The organism is Legionella pneumophila subsp. pneumophila str. Philadelphia 1, assembly GCF_000008485.1.
Taxonomy (GTDB): domain Bacteria; phylum Pseudomonadota; class Gammaproteobacteria; order Legionellales; family Legionellaceae; genus Legionella; species Legionella pneumophila.
The window spans coordinates 1,843,198-1,863,168 of sequence record NC_002942.5 but is presented as its reverse complement, the minus strand read 5'-3'; the positions used below and the strand labels follow the sequence as shown (position 1 = coordinate 1,863,168).

Here is a 19,971-nt window from a genome sequence, read left to right as displayed (position 1 = left end):
TATGTGTGGCATTGTAGGAATTTACAGTCATGAACCCGTTGCTGCTGAGCTTTATGATAGCTTGATTCATTTACAGCACCGGGGGCAAGATGCCTCAGGTATTTTAACCGGAGCTGATCGTTTTTACTTCAAACATGGACTTGGACTGGTCAGAGAGTCTATTTTCTCTGAAGATATTCTTAAACTGAAGGGGAATATCGGCATTGCTCATGTGCGTTATCCCACGGCCGGAGGTTATAGTGAAGCGGATGTTCAGCCTCTTTGGATAGGGAGCCCTCGCGGTATAGCTTTGGCTCATAATGGAAATTTAGTGAATTATGGAGAGTTGGTTGATGATTTATGCGGAAAACAGCATAGGCATTTAAACTCTACTCTTGATTCTGAGGCACTTTTATTACTTCTGGCAGACTATTTAGCCAAGGGATCTTATTCCGATCATGATGAAGAGCAATTCTTTCAATTACTATGTATGGCAGTTAATGAAATACATCAACGAGTTCAGGGTTCCTATTCTGTTGTGAGTTTAGTAATTGGCAAAGGTTTGGTTGCATTTAGGGATCCGCATGGTATCCGTCCTTTAGTTTGGGGTGAGCGAGTCCATGAAAATGGTAGTAAAGATTATATTTTTGCTTCAGAAACCACCCCTTTTTATGCTTTAGGTTTTGAGCCCAAGGGTGATTTGCAGCCCGGTGAAGTTGCTTACGTGAATCAGCAAGGACAATTGTACAGAAAAGTGCTTTCATCAAAAAAATTTACCCCTTGTATATTTGAATACGTTTACTTCGCCAGACCAGATGCCACATTAGACGATGTGAGCGTTTATCGAGCCAGATTACGTATGGGGCAAAATTTAGCTAAAAGCTGGAAAAAGAGATTTCCAGATACACTACCTGATGTGGTGATTCCAGCCCCTTCAACAGCAAATACTGCCGCATTAGCTTTTGCAAATGAGTTGGGAATACGTTATTCCGAAGGTTTATATAAAAATCCTTTTATTGGACGTACTTTTATTATGCCTAATCAGGAGTCGCGATCAAGACAGGTTCGTTATAAATTAACTCCTCAGAAAACGGAAATTAATAAAAAAAAGGTATTAATCGTTGATGACAGTATCGTAAGGGGAACTACCTCACGCGAAATAGTCAGAATGATACGAGAATATGGTGCATCAGAAATATATTTTGTATCAACCTGTCCACCAATTAAAAACCCTTGTTTCTACGGGATTGATATCCCATCGCGTAAAAAATTGATAGCAGCCCATAAAACGGAAGAGGAAATCCGTCAATTTCTAGGGGTGGATAAATTATTATACCAAACTCAGGAAAACCTTATAGAGGCTGTGTCTCGCAGGGGGCAATATGACATGAGCAAGCCTTGTATGGCTTGTATGGATGGTAAATACATTTGTGGACAGATTACTGAAGAAAAAATTAAATTGTTGGAGAAAAAAAGATTAACCGAGAATGACCAAGAAACAGAGATAGGAGAGATGTCTTGATCAATATCCTTATTGTTGGTTCAGGTGCGCGTGAGCATGCAATAGCTACAGCATTGAGTAAATCAGAGAATAAACCAAAGATTTATTGCTTTGGAACAACTCGTAATCCTGGTATCCAAAGACTCACCTCAGATTATTGGGTAGGTGATATTACAGACCCTGAGCAAGTTAACCAGCAAGCAAAAGAATGGGAAATTAATTTGGCCATTATTGGTCCAGAAGCGCCTTTGGAACATGCTGTTGCTGATGCTTTGTGGGATTGTGGAATTCCTGTTATAGGCCCCAGGAAAAATTTGGCTAAAATTGAAACCAGTAAAGCGTTCGCCAGAGAGTTGATGGAAAAATACGGTATTCCAGGTTTGCCTAAGTATAAAGTATTTACCAGTTTAGAGGGAATAGGGGAGTTTTTATCAGAGTTAGGTGAAAATAATTACGTTGTTAAGGCCAATGGTTTAATGGCGGGCAAGGGTGTAAAAGTAGGTGGAGAACATCTGTTGTCATTTGAAGAGGCTTTAAACTATTGTAAAGAAATTTTTACTCATAATCAGTCTTTAGTCATTGAAGAAAAATTAATAGGTCAAGAATTTTCATTTATGTGTTTTTCTGATGGCATCTCATTAGTTCCAATGCCTATTGTGCAAGATCATAAACGAGCTTATGAGCATGATGAGGGTCCTAATACAGGTGGTATGGGGAGTTATTCAGCGGCAGATCACAGCTTGCCATTTTTGTCTCCAGAGGATGTTCGTGCTGCTTTTGAAATTAATCAATCAGTAATCAAAGCGCTTATGACGGAAATGTCTGATAAATACATAGGAATACTTTATGGCGGATTTATGGCCACCGCACATGGGGTGTATGTGATTGAGTTTAATGCTCGCTTTGGAGATCCTGAGGCTCTTAACGTGCTTAGCTTGTTGGAATCTGATTTTGTTAAATTATGTGTTGCGATGGCTAACGGCAATTTACAAAAAGAATCCGTTCGCTTTTTGAATCAAGCCACAGTTTGTAAATACGCTGTCCCTGATGGTTATCCTGATAATCCATTGCGCCATGTTGAAATTGATATTTCTGCTGTCGAACCTAAAGATACTCTATATTTGGCTGCAGTGAATTTTAAGAATGGCAAACTCTATGCCACAGGTTCGAGGACAGCCGCTTATGTCGGTATAGCGAATACTATCAGTGAGGCAGAAGAAATTGCTGAACAACAGATAAAAAATATAAAAGGCCCTTTATTTCACAGAAAAGATATTGGCACATCGCCTTTAATTAATACACGCGTTGAAGTAATGCGTAGGTTGCGTGCCTTATGATTCGTTTAGGAATATTAGGATCGACTCGTGGAACCAATATGTTGGCTCTTGTTGATGCAATCAATGAGGGAACTCTTAAGGCAAAGATAGAGCTTGTTATTAGTAATAAACCCGATGCCATTATTCTGGAAAGAGCCAAATCGTTGGGTTTGAATGCACAGTTTGTCAATCCTGAGGGATTAAACAGAATTGATTTTGATAAAAAAGTAAGTGACATACTGATCAACCATCAGATTGATTTGATTGTTTTGATTGGGTACATGAGAATTTTGTCGGCGGATTTCGTAAATAAATGGAATAATCAGGTAATTAATGTACATCCCTCTTTATTGCCAGCATTTGCAGGGAAAATGGATATGGATGTACATCAAGCTGTTCTTGATTCCGGCCTAAAGGAAACAGGTTGTACTATCCATTTTGTCACCGAAGAGGTAGATGCGGGTCCTGTTATTTTGCAAAAAAAATGCCCTGTTTTAGAAGGAGATACTGCTCAAACCTTAAAAGCAAGGGTGCAGCAGTTGGAAGGAATAGCTTTGGTAGATGCAATTAACCTGATTGCATCGAAAGGTCTCTAATGCGAGATTGTATTTCCAGTCAAAGCAGTATTGTCTTCATTTCCATGAGAATAGTTTTTTTCTTTTTCAATTGTAAAAAAAGTGTTTAACGAAGTTTCTTTAAACTCAAATAAATGGATTCCATTCAGTTTAATACTGGTGTCTGTATGGACTCGATTATTTACAGCAGATTTTAAAACATGGGAATATAATTTTTCGCGTAAACTATCGCAAACACTCGGTCTATTTTTAGAAAAATATTGATTACAATAGTTTTTGGCAATTAATTGAAAATCTTCTTTAGTTAATGTTTGTCGTTTTTCCTGTTCAAGGTTAACAACAACAACATCAATTGGAGCATTTAATTCATTACCATTTTTTCTTACGATAATAATGAGATGCGGTTTTTCAGGGAGTCGAACCAACTCACTGGAGAATCCGGGTAGTGATGCAGGTAGTCTTTTTAATAATGTATTTAATTGTTTGATAAATAGAAAATTATTCTGTAATCCAAGCCATCCATTTTCGTGGGTTCTTGGATTCTCTAAAAAATCTTGAGATGTGAAACCTATATTTAAATTTTCACTGGCAAGTAGCCTGGAAAATTTTTCTTGTACATGATCTATGCCGGCATTTATTTGGTGTTTAATATTATCAATATGAGATACTAAAAGACGTTTTTGCATTTCAGGAAAACTTGATAAACTTCTGTAAAGTTCCTGCATCCACTTATTTTCCGAGTTTTCTATGAAGAAATTCTCTTCTGCCATTTTTTCTAAAATTTTGTGAGCAATAACTGGTTTTTCACTAAAAATACGATGTTCACGTTGTGGGTAATAAGATTTATCAACAGCACCTTTTCTCTGAAATACTGTTTTTGCAGTGATATCGCATGTTTCATCACCAGATAATAAAAACCATCCGCCACTGGCTGTAAGAGCGGATAAAGCCAGTTTTTCTAATACCAGAGTTTTAAATTCTTGTGTTGTTTCATCTTTATTATCTTCCAACTCCTTTTTGATTTGATCAACATAAGAGTAAAGTAAGGTTGTTTTCAAAGGCTCCTTGAGTTCATGTGGTTTTTCTTGCTCGGCGTTAAACTTAAAGTACAAGTCTTGATAGGAAGACATTAAGTCATTATAAAAAGCGTCAGATTCCAGTCTTTTTTTGGCCATTTGAAATAAAATAGTCATCGCCAATGAGCGATAGTCATGATTCCCACAAAAATTAATGCAGCCCCCCTTCGTGTTTTCACGCCATGTTCCATCTTTTTGTTGGAAGACTACACTCGCCTTTAACTGCTCTTCCAATGTTATTTCATAAGGCAGATCAGCGCTGGCAAGATCAAATTCAACATTATAAGCTTCTGTAGTGATGTGAGTTGGGCCTATGCCGGGTAATTTCAAATAATTTACTTCATCCGCAAGTGGTCGTTTACTAAATAAAGCTTCATCAAGGATAACCGGCTTTGGTTTACCATATTCAGCAGCAAGAGAGTGAATATAGGCATATATTTCACTTCTTACTGCAGGATGTACATAACCTACAGCATCGACTCGAACACCATCAAAACCGTACTCGATCATGTAACGTTTGATATAAGGTTGCCAAAATTCGGTTATTATTTCTTTTCTTATGCTTTCATCATCGTAATTGAAGCCGCGAACATCTTTGAAGTCTTCATGAACTCCTTTGAACCAATGAGGCTTATCCTGACACAAGGGAGAATCAATGGCGACATGATTTAAAACCAGATCAAACATTGGAACTATTCCGAGGTTCCTTGCATTTTGAGTGAATAACTGTAAAGCTTCTGAGTTTAATCGTTGGGTTGTCCCCATGGGGTCTTCAGGGGAGCCCAAACTGAATTGAGGATTAAATAATAACGGGTGACTCATGGCATATAAGCTTCTAGTGACCTCATTTCCTGTTTTTACACCATTATTTTTATCCGTTTTAAAAAAGCCGCTAATGTCACCGGGCATTTGCATGGGATTAATCCATAAGGCATTAAACCCCATCTGCTTTAAGACAGGCAAATAATTAATCATGTCCTTAATAGAATGAAACTGAGTTGGGTACATGTCATAACATGCAATAATCCCATTTCCTTCTGTTAAAAAATGATATCCCATAGAATCGATCACCGTAGAAAATTATTAAACTACAAAACTGAGAAAAATCGAATTGTTGGTTACAACTCCACTTTTATCAGTCGAATCGCTTGTTATTATAGCGTTAAATAGACAAAGTAGGAGCTACTTCATTTTCCAATTTTTCTTCTTCTGGCATATCTTTTACTTCGACTGTGAACTCATCCAATATCCCTTTGGCTTTTTCAGATGCTTTATCGTAAATTTTATTAAGCAGAGTAGAGGGGATTTTGCCTTTGGCAATAGTTTCTGATATTGCTTTATCCCAAGACTCTATCTGCGTTTTATTGCCATGAATCAGGCCCTTGCCAAAGTAGGCATTATTGATAGCACTTATAGAATATTGGTGCTCAGATAACTTTCGGGCAATCAAGAGCGCTTCTAATGCCTCCTGGTAAGATAAAGAAGGGGCGTTCGATAAAATGGCTAAATTTAAACAAGTCTTATAAAATAATAAATATCCTGGAGTCCAATGATATTGACAGGCCTTTTGAGCATAGTGCAAGGTTAACAAAGAATAATCATTCAAACCCATTTTGTATTTTTCATAAGCCCAGGTTGATAAAGAGTTATAAGCATAAAAACAGTGTTGATAAGCGCTCTTTTTAAGAAACTCCAATTCATTATCACCAAATGGTTTACCTTCTTCTTCCCGGCATTCAGCTGCTTGTCCATAAAAATAGATCCCTTTTACTAATTGGGACACTGTGAGTGGCGGGTATTCTTCAAATGAAAAATGTTCTTCATTAAAATTTTGCAGATGAGTCCGCCAAATATCAGCTTGCTCTGCTTCTTCACAAAAATCTGTAATTGTTTTACTTAATTCGGTGTATTTAATGAGGGTAGTGAGATCAAGATTATTTAAGAGCATTTTTGCCCTGGCAAAATTGTTTTCTTTTATCAGATTTTCGATGATGTTTATTTTCTTTAATTCGCTATATGACGATTTCAGCCAATCATTATAGGAGCTACCCATAAATCCTCCACAAAATTTTTAAGTTCAAGACATGTTAGAGAATAAAGTCTAAGTCTTGACACCAATATTTGTTAATAATTGGTGATATAAATACGGTAATATTTTAACACAATTTGATTTATTTAAAAACTGTCAATATCAATTTAGACGCTCAAAAACATTCAAAGATGAGAAAAATTACAAGATAACTTTCCCTATTGATTATACAACAGCTATGTTTGCTTGCTTTTTAAGCTCAAGAGGCATAATCCTGAGATATGTACTATATTTTATCTAAAAGATAATGATATGGGCATATTATTATGGCAGAATCAAAATTAGAGATAGTCAATAAAACAGAACGTGAAGAAAGTGTAATCCTGGATGGTAATGGGATTTTACGCTGTTATAACATGTTTCCTACTCAATTTGGAAGCATAGAGGAAATGATTGACTATCTTCCTCAATTACAGGCCATGGGATTTAATGCTGTATGGATAAATCCTGTACAAACAGCAGGGGATGTTCAGGGTTTATTTAAGCGTGATAAGACAATTGGCGTCAGAGCTTATAATGAGGTGACAAGAAGTCTATATGCTATGACAGATTGTGATTTGATAAGTCCTTATTTTAACCCGCTCCCTCCCAATGTTGATCCTAAGTTGAAAAAGCAGCTGGATATGGAAGCAATGCAGAAGTTCACATCAGAAGCCCGCAATAATGGTTTGGTACCGATGTTTGATTTGGTTTTAAATCACGTTGCCGCCGATTCACGGCATAGAAAAGAACATCCTGAATGGTTTCAAAAGGATGTCCATCCTGATTTTAAGGATGCTATCGCGTTTGACTACAGTGACCCTCAAATCCGAGATGAAATTATTGAACAATTTTGGAAGCCTTATATTTATAAGTACATGATTGATTATGGCTTTGAGGGTGTTCGCATTGATGCTGTAGGCTATTTAAATCCAGAATTACGCAAACAAATTTATGCTTATATTTATGATCTTGCAGAGCAGTTTAATAAACCTAAACCCGTTATATTGGATGAACTTCTTTTCAGTGGGAGTCAGAAGCTTACCGATGTGGTTGATGGTTTGTTGCTTCCAGAAAAAGGGCCAACCCATATTACTCGCGGTACCTATTATGCGCAAAGAGATGGTTATGGTGGTTTACCCGGATGGTGTAAGGAGGAGGAGGGAGTTAAGGCTCAAGTAGTATTCCTGGATAAACAAAAGAAATTGCATCCCCATGCCAAAGGCGGATGTATTGCTTTCTCCGGTAATCATGATCATAACTCCTTAGCCATGACAATATTGGAAGAAATGGCAGAACATCGTTTGGCAAATCATCACACTTTGCACGGTGCGCAAGAAAAATTTAAACATGAAAGGAGCTATGATTATGACGAAGCTTTAGAGTCAGTCCTGCGCTATTCTTTTGTGAAAGATATTCAAAATGAGATTCTAAGCGGTAATGAATCAACAATCAAAGAAGTAGAAACAAGAATGCGTGAAAAAATAGCTTTCTGTGCTTTAACATCAAGCGGCGGGTGGTATGCTCTATCAGGTGATGAAACAGGTGATTTATTGGCAAAACCTGTATTCAGAAGGGTTCACGCTCTGGACCAAACCTATTATGCACAACGTACTCATATAATCTTTGATAAAAAATATCCCGACAACAAAGTAGCTATGGAGGTATTAACCGAAATGGCTATAGAGAATATCCAAAAAGAAAAAGCTGGAAGCATCTATAACAGTTTACAGCATGATAAACAATCGCAAGAGCGATTGCTCGTTCCTTATCTGGAGACTTTGCAAAATCAAATTAATTGTGGCGATACAGTTGTTTGCAAAGCATTCCAAGAAAAACTCGCCCAGAAAAATATAACGATTGGTTTTACAGACGAAAATTATAGTCCGGATCCCAGAACACCTCAAAATGGTTGGAACGGCCAACATGATATGAGGAAATTTATGTTTGAAATCAATAGTATATTAAGTTCCTTGCCGAGTTCCAATATGGGGTTTTGGAGTGAAGTTATCCCAATCCAGTCAAAACCAGGGTTGCTTGCAGTAGTACGTAAAAATGGGCTAGGCTTAAGTTCTGATACTGATATTGCGATCGTTAATATGGATCCAAGTCAAAAAGTCGAGTTAACCAGAGACGATATTCATCAATTAGCCTGTAATTTCCAGAAACGAGTAATTCCTGAATATACTTATTACAATGATGGTAAAGACAAACAGTATAATTGGCATACAAATAATCCTGATTTTAATATGGCTTATCATACAGTGATGTCGTGTATCGAAGCCAAAAGGATACATGTTGATGATTCGATTAAAACTAATTTCCCTGTTCATTCAGCAAATCCCTATGGCATGTTTAGCAAAAAGCAATCATCGAAAATGAATATAGCCAAGATAGCAAAAATGTCTGGGGAAGATACCACTTTAATTGAAAAAGGTACTAATGATACTGAGGGTATCATACACGATGATGAGCAAATTCAACCCACTATAACTGTAGAAAACAAAAAATAAAGAAGTACTGTAATAAAAGTGGTTTCAACTTGGTGACAGGATATTATTTTGATAAATCGGATACTCTGCAATATAACTAATTACAAAGACCGTATAAATAGTAAGTTTAGGTTAATATGAATTGGTGTCTAAGTCATACCTATTTCATCTAACAACTAGGGGCTGTAAATCTTTTGTTATTTTTCCTCATTTGTATTGCCAGGAGGTGGAATTAGTTTGCTGATTCTCTGTTCTAATTCTGATTGGTAGGATTCACTTGAGCTTTCGGAAATAGCAAAAGCGTTAGTTACAAGGATTCCTCTTACAGCATTAGTAAACCAATAATCCTCTTCTTTGTTTTCTGTTACACATTTATCCAAAACCGCTCGAATTTTTTCAAGGGTTGTATCTTTTTTTGACTCAAATTGTTCAAGCAATGAGCTGGTGGCGTTATTAGATCCTGAGCCAAATTTTTTATCATAATATTCTTTATAAATGCTGGATGCTTGATCTTCTAAATAAGCTAAAAATAAATCTTGTAAATGAGCGCGCTGGTCTTCTGAGATTGAAATTTTACACTTGCTCGAGAAATAGTAACATCATCAAGCTTAGCACCCTGAAATTGGTCTCTAAATACAGGTTCACGGAATTGGTTCCTTTCTGCTTGATCATAGAGATTTAACATTTTTTCTCTTAAGTCCGAAAAAGGGGTATCACTAGCCATGACTAGCCTTTAATCTATAAATTGATGTATATCTGAATTATAGATCATTATTATGAGATACTTATTGTAAGGTCAGTTCAATTAAATTCAGCATTTTGAATGCTTACCCTGATTAAAAATATAAGTCATTATGTTTTGACTACAGATAGTTCAGATGACTAATAGACTAGTCTTTTCAATCAGTTCATGCTAATTATAAATAATGTCAAGGACGACAAAAATTGGTAAAATATCAACCAATTATAAATACTCAAGGATTGCTATGAAAAAAATAGCTATTATTTTATCATTATTTCCTTTTTTGATTTGTTGCGGCTTGGCAAACGCAACTGCCTCACAAAAACGGCTTCCAGGAGAATCTTATCAGGATGCAGTGAAGCGTATCATAAATAACAAACCACAAAATGAACTGAAGATGTTAATTGCCAGGGGAACTCCTTATTCAAAGAAAGTCTCTTTACAGAAAATAGATTACTCAACCGTGCCAAAGGTTAGCAGTTATGACGAGATGACTAACATGTTTAACCTGATACGAGACACTCGTTTTTTGTATTCACCTGATAAACCTGATTTTCAAAGAAGAATCAGTTGGCTTTATCCTGATGATGGTTGCTTTGCCAGAGCAGCACTGTCCAGAATTAAACTGGATAGTGAACATTTTGTTATTCCAGCAAAAATTTTTGTTTTTGGTGATTTGGAAATGCAAACACCATACTCTTCTGAGGGAACAGTAAGTTGGTGGTATCATGTGTCAGCTGTTGTCAACTACATGGGTACCATTTATGTGCTCGATCCCGCTGCCAAACCAGAAGGTCCAATGTTGATTGATGATTGGTATAACAAAATTGGGATAATGGATAAAATGGAGGCGGTAGTTTGCAATCCCTATACCTACGATCCTTTTGATCGTTGCTATGATGCAACAAATAAAACAGATAACAAAGCGTTAAATGATCAATTGAAATATTTGGATAAAGAGTGGGTTAGAATCGAATCATTAGGTTTTGATCCGTCTGTTTTATTAGGTGATAATCCTCCATGGATAGGTGACATGCGTAATTCTACTCTTTTGTCTTATAAATCATGATTTTTTGTGAGTCGTTGTTACGATACCCAAAAATTAACACGCTTTCGTTCAATCTGACGAAATATCAAGTTCGATAGATAAAAGAGTGTTCATTAAACTCGGTTAACATTTGTAGGAAAATCTACAAGTTAGTATGGGATAGTAGTTCTGGAATACAAGGAGGTCACACCCATGATAAGATTTTTTATCATTTGCTTTATTTTTTTGGTTTCCCATCTGGCATACGCCAATCCCTATTGGGACCGCTATAAAGTGCCCAGAGACAGTCATTACCCAAATTTAAAGTTTCATTACATCAATCCTGATTCTTTGAAGATTGTGCAGGAAAATTCAGGGATTGATGTATTAAGAATCCAAACCGATTGGTTTGAAGAAACAGATTCTTATCAGGTTGGTACAGTAATAATAGAGTCCTCTGGAACACCGGCATTATTATCACGAAGTATTCACAAACCCAAATGGGGGAGTTATTTGGGAGTTTTAAAAAGCAGATTCGGTGGTGATACGGTCTATTATGATGCGATTGGTACTGGTAAGGAATATCGCAAGCTGGCACGTGCTATTAATTTGCGTTTCCCCGTACCCTCCCATGATATGATCTTTGAACTTTATGCAGAAAACCCGCAAACAGGTTTAATGGAAAAGGTTGTTGAGAAAAATATCATTGCTAGTGAATTAACAAGAGATAATCGTCATTTCAATGATTTGGAAGTGAGGCAACTATTACCCGCAGTGAAAACTCCCTCTTTAAGAGTGAATATATATGCTGAAGGGTATACTCAAAGTGAGAAGATGAAATTTTGGAATCGAGCGATTAAAACTGTGCAGGCATTACAAAGTCAACAGTTTCCTGGTATCGATTATATGGATTTTTATGCAGTCTTTAATCCATCTCATAAGCGTTTGGGAGTCGCTGAAGACTTAGGTTTACCAGTACCAGAATTTGATTCTTTTCTGGGTTTATATTATCCATACTGGGATAATTTTGGACGATGGTATCATATAGTATATCCTACACGAGAAAACAAGTTTCGTCAGGGATTGGCGTCAGCACCTTACGATTATCCAATAGTATTAGTTAATAATAGTCAGTACTGGGGTGTAGGTAATTACAAATCACACACAGCAATACCTGCTGATAATTCAACTTATTTTACCTACATTCTGATACATGAATTGGGTCATTTTTTTGGACTCAATGAAGAATATGAAGGTGGTGGACGGACTGAGTTGGAATTTGCCCCTGAGATGAAGGAACCGTGGTCACAAAACATCACTTTTCTGACTACTCCAAGCTATTCCGGATTAAAATGGAATGAGTTAGTCAATCCACAAATGTCTATTCCTACCCCCTATAGTGACTGGCAGTCAACCCCTCCGCAATATGGGGCATATCGTGGCGGCTATGGAGATTCACCATCTCATCAGGGTGCAAGTCATAAACCAGGCTTGAATTGTATTATGGAATCTCACGCATCATTTTGCGATATTTGTCAAAAAGGAATTATGGATGTAATTCGTTTCGATTTGGGAACCTAAATTAGGGGTTCCAGATTGGACCCCCCCCAGCTCAGAGTTCAGAAAAATTAATAATCAACATGCTACTCTTCCTATATAAAAAGAGAGTCAATCTGAGTTTTATCCTGCACAGCGGAACACTGGCAATAGAAATGCTCACCTAATAATTTCTTAACAATTAAATGCTAAAATTTGTCATTTATTTAAGTAGTAGAGTCCAACCTATGGGAAAGAAAGCATATATCATTGGTATGGGGCCGGCTGGCTTGGCTAGTGCACTTGCATTATTAGTTAAAGGGTATTCCGTTGAATTAATTGACCGCCGATCTGAAGATGATGTTTTTAGTCGCAAACAAGGGGTATTCTTAAAGGATGATACCATCAGAGATTTTTTTGCTCTAAGTCAACTGGCAAGCAAAGGGTATTCCTTGGAATTCAAAGATAATTTTATCTGTAAATTAATCCGTCCCATCGATGAATCCAACTTGCAATTGAGTGCAGAAGATCAATTGGATTTAGCTTTTTTTGAATTAATTGAAAAAGAGCGCACTGTAATTCCTATCGCAGAGTTGCAGCGTTATCAGTATAGTAAGTTGAAATATATTTATGACAAAGGTGGTTTTACTTTTCAGGACGAAGAAGATCCTTATACTGTAAAATTCAATAATGCAGAGCAGCAGCTCATTTTTCACCTGGGAGACACGCAAATTGCCAAGGTTGATGCTGAGAATCAGAAGTTAACCTTGGATCATAATGGTAGCATACAAAATCACAGTTTTGATTTGCTGGTTGACGCATCCGGAAAAACATCAAAATCATTTACTCAGTTGTGGAATTCGCAAAATCCAGAGTTCGCAATTGGTTATGAAAAGTTAGATAATCCTGATCACAATGCTTTTGGTGTGATGTATCTGTCGATCAATAATCCGCCTTTGGCGATGATAGCTAATCCGGTGTTAAGCCCAACTGAGGGAACCAGCTTCATCCCTTTAGATAAGATTACTCCGTTAAAGGCCATGGGCTGGACGCATGATTATCCACCTTTAATTTATTTGAAATATTCAAAAAAGAATGGAGCTGTTTATCTCACTGGGGAAATTCCTGAATCCATTCTCAAGGATAATAATAAAAAAGAGTTAAAACAATGGTTTGACTTGGTATTGCAATTATTATTTAACAATACGGATTTTAAGATGAGCGCCCCTGGTTTAGCTTCTGTTTTTAAAACAGATATTGAAATTGCTGATAAATTCGCTTTGCTCCTTCCCAAGGGAGGTGTGTTTTGCTTGGTTGGGGATGCTTTGATGTCGGCCAATTTTTTATTGGGTTGTGGCATTAGCAATGCTTTGGATGATGCTAATAAGTTACCAGATATGGTTGATAACCAATTTAGCCAAAGTGAAGCTGAAGCCTATCGTAATCTTCGCTATTTAGATTATAAAGATGATTGGTTATTTTTTAAGGAGCATATTGCTCTCAGGCTAAAATCTCTACAGCTTGAAAAGCAATTGGATTTAAGTAGGCAGGAGCTGGAGTTGAAGCAACGAGAGTTGGAAAGTATCCAGCAACAATGTTCATTTTATTAGTCTTTATCCCCCCTGCGGCAGGGCAAAACCATACTTTGATTATATAATGTAAAACTTAAGCCATTACCATGCCGGGCTGAGGAATCTATTCTTTAAGATCCAACAGTGTTTGCTACAAAATAGATTCCTCCCTAAATAGTTTTATCTCATCCTCAAGCTATGATAAGTATCTCCTTCATTTGTCGGCATGAGCAAATATGAGGGCAATTAATATTTATTAGCAAGCAAAGTCAAGAATCAAAATCTGACTTTGCTTGCCAGCAATTAATCTTCTTCTCTAGACACTGTAATGACTGATGAAGAACCTCTTGCCTTCGTATTTGGGTTATACATGGCTTCTGCGTAGGCTGGTGGAACTATGTATTTACCAACGTTAGTCGCTTTTATTTTATAAACTAATTCTTTTGCAGTTAAATCTACCCAGCCGAAGAAGTTAACTCTGTCTTCCCGGACATCGGCATAATCCATATTGTCCGTTTTTACTGAGTCTCTAACGACCTCAAACCCACCTGGCAAGAGATCTTCAATGGCAATGTTGCTCAGATAATTATTATCTAATGATCGGACTTGCAGGTGTACTTCAATTTCTTCGCCCAAAACCGCTGAATCAATGACATTGCCTTTCTCATCTCGATATTCTCTGTAGATTTCTATGCCTTGCTTTAAAGGTTCTGTCGGTATTATTTTATCAAACCCTGACTGAACAAGCTGATAAAAGAATGTTTGTTTGTCAGGATTATTAAAGCGGATTGTTTTGACAGTTTCATCAATATTTAATTTTTGATAATTATTTTGATCGGCAGGGATGTTTCTCTGCTGATTGTTTGCCAATGCCTCTGTTATGGACAGCTTATCAGATTGCTCTGCTGATTCATTTTGTGGGTAAGCGCCCAAAGCCAGGCTAGAAAATCCTGATAAGACTGTATTGATTTCATCATTATTTATCGCTTTTACCAAATTCATGAGTATATTGTCGCTTACTTGAGGCAGTAAATTAGGAAAATGTTTTGCAACAAGATAGAGATATTGCGCATCGGCGATATTGCGATCATAAAAATCAGTCGTAAATGCATTATTTGTTGCTGGTTGATATTGGCCAATCAATTGATTCGCTTCACTATAACTTTTTAATAATTGATAGGTGGCTGCAATGTAAACTGCTGTGATGTCTTTTAGCCAGTTTTTTGAAGAATCTTGCTGTAAATACAATTGTAAATTGGCTAAATAATTTGTAGTGACTAATTCATTACGGGTTAAAATATAGATGGCATAGGCTTGAATTCTTGCTGAGTCTGCATCTGTGGGATTATGACTAGCCAATTCTTTAAGGTAATTAATGCCATTGTAGAACATCTCTCCGGGGACGTTGAATCCTTGTGCTCTTGCTTCAGTTAAGAAATGCATGGCATAAACTGATGCAAAACTATTCGCTGAATTGTCACTTAGACCAGGCCAATAGCTAAACCCACCATTAGACATTTGTCTTTGGCTTAACATTTGAATTGTGGTATTAATTTTTTCGTGAATTGGGCCACTTTCCGAACTAAACCAGGGTAAACTGTTCATAACCAGCCAGGGCAGGGCCTTGCTTGTCAATTGCTCCGTACAACCATATGGGAAATTATCCAAATATCTTTGTAATCCAAAGATTAGAACTAATGGACTGGTAGATATAGTCGCTTCTACCTTGCGATGCTCCGGATATAATGTCTGGATAACCTCTAACGATTTTTGAGAATCTTGTGATTTGCCACTATTAATGTATGTTGTGAAAGGATTGGCAGGCCTGACGCTGAGCGTACTATCCATCTTGCTTGATTTATCTCCTGATTTGGCAGTGATAGTAATCCTTGCTGATCCTAACAGTGATTTAGCGCGCAATTTAAAATACACAGTTTGCTCATTGCCTTCGCTGATTTCCAGAGACTCTTTCGCACTACCGATTACTTCAATCTCTGGTGATGCGGTAAGTTCTACTTCAACTTGAGCGTGTTCTCCTGAATCTTTAATATTATTTGCCACAGTGGTTGATATTTCAAATTCATCTCCAGGCGCAACGAAAGTGGGCACATTGGGACTTATAATAAAATCACCGCGAACCTCTGCTGAAACTTCGCGAGATCCCACAGAGTCATTAGCGACTGCCACAGCGATTACCCGAATGGACCCGTTAAAATAATCAGGTATTTGATAAGATAATTGCCTGTCAGTACTGTCTGAGTCAAGAATACCTGACCAGTAAACAACTGGTAAATCAGTCTTTCTCTTGAATGGATTGAGGCGACTCGCTAAAGCCGCTTCACCCTCATCACCTCCAACAGCAGATATTTCTCTATCCTGGATGAACTTGGGTAAAATCTGATCAACTGTTTGTTGGGTTAACACTTCTAGTGCTCGTTTCTGGAAAAAGAAACTGAGTGGATCGGGTGTAGTATAATTGGCAACCTGCAATATTCCTTCATCCACTGCAAATACGATGATCTTACCGGGTTTGTCTGTGTGATAATCAATCGTAAAAGATTCTCCGGGACGGGCTAATTCAGGTGTTTTTAGTCCAATTTTTATATCGTGTTTATCATGGTTCACATTGAATGGAGCAACACTATAACTTAATGGGCTAATGAAGAGCTCAGGAGACTCCCAATCACGAATAAAAGCCACATTCACATATCCATTACCCTGGAAATCAGCAGGTATGCGGATGGTTTGTACAGAGTTTTGGGCTTCTGTCTTAAACCAATGCACAGCATAGACTTTATCTCTTTCAATAGTGATCAAGCCTGAGCCAGTATAAGGAGCAGTGATTTGGATTTCTATATCTTCATTAGCTTGATATTCCTCTTTATTAAGTTTGATAGATAATTCTGCATTTTTAGCGAGAGGAGCCTGGCTAGTACCAACTACGCTAAATTGCAGTTGGCTAAGAATACTATCATCCTTATCTAATACGTTGAGGGAGTAATCACCAATAGTATTCGTTGGCAGGCTGTAGTTAATGCCAGATTCTTTAATTTCGAATGGATTGGTATTGATGACTGTAGATTGTATTGTGGATTGATATTGATAAGTGCCATCGGCTTTTTTAACCAGAGTTGTGACGGGGCGCAGGGAAATTAATTGTATCTTTAAATTTTTTACGTCTTCTTTACCCAACTGTGGATTAATTGCAATATAATTAACATTTCTGACACTGTTCTGTTTAATAAAATGCAAATCGCCATCAGCTTTATAGCCAATGAAATAGGGTAAAGGGCTGACCAATGTTTTAGTTTGTGCAGTAACACTTCGCCCACTACCAGGCTCAAAGCCTTCAGCAAAAAAAGTTAATTGATAAGTTGCCTTTTCAAAACGTTCAAGATTCAGGCTAAATTCAGCCTGCCCATTCTCGTTAGTTGTTGCTTCTGCCAGATTTTCTGTAAAAACTTTTGGGGGTTTTTTCGGATCATACAGTGGATCCGCAAAAATATAATCAGGATAGTTGTCAAATTGCACTCGCTGAGGAGTTAATAAAATTTTGCCGCTTACTCTTCTATTGGCAGCTGGGGCACCATACAAGTTCCAAAGATCTACCTTTGCTTTCAGGTCAGTGGGTGAGCTCCAGCCATCAAAAGGTTTGGGTTCAAAGCTGGAAGTAATACGCATTCTGTCGGGTTGGAATTCGGAAATACGAACACTGGTTGAACCGAGAAGATTTTGCGGGTGGTTATCTTTTACCAAGTATAAATAAACCATATACTGACCAGTGGGAGAATTGGCACTGGTAGTAAAATCAAGCTCTATATAACCGGTGTCATTTAATGTTACTTTTTGGTCTTTGATAGTAGTTCCCCTGGCATCTACTACAGTGGCTTGTAATGGCAGACCAGAAGGTTGTGGTTCTGCAAAGGCTCGTTTTACAATCATTCCAACATGCACTGTGTCTCCGGGCCTATATATTCCTCTATCAGAAAATAAATAAGCTGTTAAGTTCTGCAAATCCTGATCATTGGTATAGATTCCTCCAATATCAAATTTTGAAAAATTCAATTGCCTGTTGTAGTTATTGAATGGAATAAAAGACACATCATTATTCAGGTTTGCCAAATACACAGTTGGTTCTCTGTCTTCAATAAAATCTTTCAGAGTAGGAAAATTTGCTCGCCCTTGTTCATCTGTAACACGAGATAAAATGGGCAAGCCATTTTTACCTAAAATCGTAACTGTTGCCCCTGCAACTGGGAGTCCTTGTGTAATGGAGCTAATAAAGACATCATGGCTCCCATCATTATTGTCTTTTACCACCATCCCCAGATCCGTAATCAATATCAAACGACTGGCCTTAACATCGAGAGCATACTGATTGGCTACATCCCAACCTGTTGCTTGTAATAAGAACAATCCTTGCGGTCCTGAGGCATTGGCTTCAGATGCTAAATATTTTCCCAGATCCAGGGATGTGTATTGCTGTCTGGTTAAATCAGTGGAGTCATACTGCTGGATTTCCGAGAAAATTTGACTGATGTTTTGTTGATTAAAAGAGGGATTAATAAAATAAGGATTGCTGAAATCGCCTTGGGTTTGCGTAACCAGCTGATTGACATTATCAGGCAACACACGCGCGAATTCATACTTAACTGCAGGCACTCCGCGTATCAGAACTGACAGTTTTTTCTCACCACTCAGTGCTAACAAAGAGCCCTTATGCAAGAAACTGATTTCTTTGGGGTATTCTGGTACTGGAACGATAGCCGTGTAATCATTGCTTAATTTAAAACCACCAAAACCCTTCATTCCTTTATCAATCTTGATATACAGGTATCTGGGAGTTTGAGCTTTAAATTTGAAGCCATGCAACGTAGTATAATTTTGTTCCGAAGGGATCACCTCTTTGGGTAATGGAGTCGACAGAGACAAAATGTTATTCGTTACTTCACCTGGATTTTGCCATTCGTAATTGGATTTTTCTGGTTCTGCAGCGGTAGCAGGATAATTCTGCGGGAGCAAATAGACATGTACTGATTTATTAAATTCACTTTCATTAACACCCAAACTGGTCTCAATACTAAGTACCTGTTCGGGCCTGTCTTTATCATTACGGACTATATTAGCCGATGTTGAAACTATTTTTAGAAAGTTACTTGCATCGGGTATTAGCAAATTTTTACTAATTGACTGCCCAAGAATTGCTGAATCAGTTGAAGAACTAACGTTTTTATTCAAAGTTAAAAGTAAATAACGCGATACATCTTCTATTTTGATATTTGCCGAATGAAGATAGGCAATTCGTTTATTATTATCATAAGTATAAGAAAAAGGAACGGATTCTGCAGTGAGGTCTGCTTTTCCATTTTTAATGGTTTGGAATACAACGGAAGTATTTTTTTCAAGATTTTTTGGATTTACTGGATAGTTGAACTCTATAGTGGCTACAGCCTGCCTTGTTTCTGCATTGACGGGATCTTGGTAAAATTTGAACTCGCGGATTGTGGCCTGAAAGGGCTTTGTCGTAAAGGATAAATCATAACTTTCAATATTCGCATTGGGTGCAAAAAAATTTTTTGCAAAATGAATAGTATATTTTTGCCCTGCAGGCCAATCTTCAGCGGGAATAAAAATTAATTGGCTATCACTATTCCAGCTCCATTTGCCCGCAATTTGCGGTGCCATTTCTATCCCTTCATCAATTTCTTTGCCAATTAAATTAATGGGAGCAACTGATTGTGGGATAAATTCATTATTTCTAATGCCGAAATCAATAATGAGATTATTGGGAACAAGGTTTTCCTCATTAGGTGTGATGTCCGGTATTGTGATGGATGCAGTAGTATAAGTTGGTTTTGGCAAATTATTATACCAATAAGCACCATATGCTCCTGCACCCAATAACACGATAAATAATAGAGTTGTTCCCCAAAATATTTGGGGAGAGTTTTTTGATTTGTGTTTTAAATAAACTAACCAGGTCGGGCGATTCCATTTTATTTTACCGAATAGAGTTGAAAATATTGAACACAATACATTCATAATTAGGGAGAATGGGTTTTTGTTCATGGTGATATGGAGTCCTGGT

General features: G+C 37.3%; 11 protein-coding genes. 7 read left to right on the top strand and 4 right to left on the bottom strand.

Going from position 1 to position 19,971, the window contains the following annotated elements:
• The first annotated feature begins 1 nt into the window (after position 1).
• Genes purF through purN form a run of 3 tightly spaced genes read left to right on the top strand, consistent with a single transcriptional unit; the run spans position 2 to position 3,392 of the window.
• Positions 2 to 1,501: an amidophosphoribosyltransferase gene (purF, locus tag LPG_RS08390; protein WP_010947401.1), complete on the top strand. Its 1,500-nt coding sequence runs from the start codon at positions 2 to 4 to the stop codon at positions 1,499 to 1,501.
• Complete coding sequence (gene purD / locus LPG_RS08385; protein ID WP_010947400.1) at positions 1,498 to 2,817, top strand: phosphoribosylamine--glycine ligase; 1,320 nt, start codon at positions 1,498 to 1,500, stop codon at positions 2,815 to 2,817. The genes purF and purD overlap by 4 nt, the downstream gene beginning before the upstream one ends.
• Positions 2,814 to 3,392: a phosphoribosylglycinamide formyltransferase gene (gene purN / locus LPG_RS08380; protein ID WP_010947399.1), complete on the top strand. Its 579-nt coding sequence runs from the start codon at positions 2,814 to 2,816 to the stop codon at positions 3,390 to 3,392. Before purD ends, purN begins: the two co-directional genes overlap by 4 nt.
• Here purN and LPG_RS08375 read toward each other — a convergent pair.
• Both LPG_RS08375 and LPG_RS08370 read right to left on the bottom strand, forming a co-directional pair.
• Positions 3,389 to 5,506, bottom strand: a complete 2,118-nt coding sequence (locus LPG_RS08375) for an alpha-amylase family protein (RefSeq protein ID WP_011946654.1) — start codon at positions 5,504 to 5,506, stop codon at positions 3,389 to 3,391. The two genes, purN and LPG_RS08375, sit on opposite strands and share 4 nt — an antisense overlap.
• Before the next feature lie 103 nt (positions 5,507 to 5,609).
• Complete coding sequence (locus LPG_RS08370) at positions 5,610 to 6,500, bottom strand: lpg1670 family Dot/Icm T4SS effector (RefSeq protein ID WP_010947397.1); 891 nt, start codon at positions 6,498 to 6,500, stop codon at positions 5,610 to 5,612.
• 302 nt (positions 6,501 to 6,802) lie between these two features.
• Between LPG_RS08370 and LPG_RS08365 the strand changes: the two genes are divergently transcribed.
• Entirely contained in the window at positions 6,803 to 9,028 is a 2,226-nt protein-coding gene (locus LPG_RS08365) for an alpha-amylase (RefSeq protein WP_010947396.1), read from the top strand.
• Positions 9,029 to 9,204: 176 nt separating this feature from the next.
• On the opposite strand, the gene LPG_RS15355 is transcribed toward LPG_RS08365, so the two are convergent.
• Positions 9,205 to 9,387 (bottom strand): hypothetical protein, encoded by a 183-nt coding sequence (locus LPG_RS15355; protein WP_223804291.1) that lies wholly within the window; start codon positions 9,385 to 9,387, stop codon positions 9,205 to 9,207.
• 606 nt (positions 9,388 to 9,993) lie between these two features.
• Here LPG_RS15355 and LPG_RS08355 point away from each other — a divergent pair.
• The 3 genes from LPG_RS08355 to LPG_RS08345 all read left to right on the top strand — a co-directional run bounded on the left by LPG_RS08355 (position 9,994) and on the right by LPG_RS08345 (position 13,922).
• Positions 9,994 to 10,818, top strand: coding sequence for a protein-glutamine glutaminase family protein (locus LPG_RS08355; protein WP_015444431.1), 825 nt, complete (start codon positions 9,994 to 9,996; stop codon positions 10,816 to 10,818).
• A gap of 147 nt (positions 10,819 to 10,965) precedes the next feature.
• Positions 10,966 to 12,357, top strand: a complete 1,392-nt coding sequence (locus tag LPG_RS08350) for a lpg1667 family Dot/Icm T4SS effector (RefSeq protein ID WP_010947394.1) — start codon at positions 10,966 to 10,968, stop codon at positions 12,355 to 12,357.
• Positions 12,358 to 12,518: 161 nt separating this feature from the next.
• The gene (locus tag LPG_RS08345) at positions 12,519 to 13,922 is read left to right on the top strand and encodes a lpg1666 family Dot/Icm T4SS effector (protein WP_010947393.1); all 1,404 of its coding nucleotides are present in this window, start codon (positions 12,519 to 12,521) and stop codon (positions 13,920 to 13,922) included.
• Between the two features lie 264 nt (positions 13,923 to 14,186).
• Here the strand turns inward: LPG_RS08345 and LPG_RS08340 are convergent, their stop codons facing one another.
• Positions 14,187 to 19,952 (bottom strand): alpha-2-macroglobulin, encoded by a 5,766-nt coding sequence (locus LPG_RS08340; RefSeq protein ID WP_010947392.1) that lies wholly within the window; start codon positions 19,950 to 19,952, stop codon positions 14,187 to 14,189.
• Positions 19,953 to 19,971 lie beyond the last annotated feature (19 nt).

Bases quoted from the DNA above. Each gene is read 5' to 3' on its own strand.
- purF (WP_010947401.1), top strand. From the start codon at position 2: ATGTGTGGCATTGTAGGAATTTACAGTCATGAACCCGTTGCTGCTGAG.
- purN (WP_010947399.1), top strand. From the start codon at position 2,814: ATGATTCGTTTAGGAATATTAGGATCGACTCGTGGAACCAATATGTTG.
- LPG_RS08375 (WP_011946654.1), bottom strand. From the start codon at position 5,506: ATGGGATATCATTTTTTAACAGAAGGAAATGGGATTATTGCATGTTAT.
- LPG_RS08370 (WP_010947397.1), bottom strand. From the start codon at position 6,500: ATGGGTAGCTCCTATAATGATTGGCTGAAATCGTCATATAGCGAATTA.
- LPG_RS08365 (WP_010947396.1), top strand. From the start codon at position 6,803: ATGGCAGAATCAAAATTAGAGATAGTCAATAAAACAGAACGTGAAGAA.
- LPG_RS08355 (WP_015444431.1), top strand. From the start codon at position 9,994: ATGAAAAAAATAGCTATTATTTTATCATTATTTCCTTTTTTGATTTGT.
- LPG_RS08345 (WP_010947393.1), top strand. From the start codon at position 12,519: ATGCTAAAATTTGTCATTTATTTAAGTAGTAGAGTCCAACCTATGGGA.
- LPG_RS08340 (WP_010947392.1), bottom strand. From the start codon at position 19,952: ATGAACAAAAACCCATTCTCCCTAATTATGAATGTATTGTGTTCAATA.